Annotated in this window: 1 protein-coding gene; it reads left to right on the forward strand. The window is 38.3% G+C overall.

Annotation, left to right across the window (positions count from 1 at the left end; translation table 11 throughout):
- Nucleotides 1-150: 150 nt before the first annotated feature.
- The coding region (locus MICAI_RS17605; protein ID WP_039900470.1) for a Uma2 family endonuclease at nucleotides 151-564 on the forward strand (414 nt) is incomplete at its 3' end.

The raw sequence follows: 564 nt of genomic DNA on the forward strand, positions 1-564 counted from the left end.
CCTTACGTCAATTTGAAGCTTTAGAGAATTTTAGTTAAAACACTTTTTGTATAAAAGTGAGCTTAATCCCCCCTTGATCCCCCCTGCCCCCCTTAATAAGGAGGATGCCGATAGGCGGGGGGATCTGACAAACTAAAAATAATTACCAAAATGCTACTAATTACTCTCAACGAAAATACTTTATCTTTATCTCCGGGCAGTCAAGTTATTTTTCCGCATCAGACTTGGGAAGATTACCAAAGATTGCTGAGTTTACGTCTCCAAAAAACCTATCCCAAACTCTATTTTAATCGCAAAACGCAAGAAATTCGGCTTATGTCTCCTTTACCAAGTCATGGCAATCGTGTTGATACATTAAGGGATTTAGTAAAAATTATCCTCCGTCGTCAAGGTAAAGACTGGCAATGTTTTGATCCGATTACCTTGAAAATGCCTGGAGAAGCGGGAGTAGAACCAGATACCTGTTTTTATATTGATAATAGACAGTCAATTTTAGGCAAAGAGAGAATTGATTTAACTGTCGATCCTCCTCCCGATTTAGCTATAGAAGTGGATTTTACTTCT

Source organism: Microcystis sp. T1-4 (genome assembly GCF_000297435.1).
Taxonomy (GTDB): Bacteria; Cyanobacteriota; Cyanobacteriia; order Cyanobacteriales; family Microcystaceae; genus Microcystis.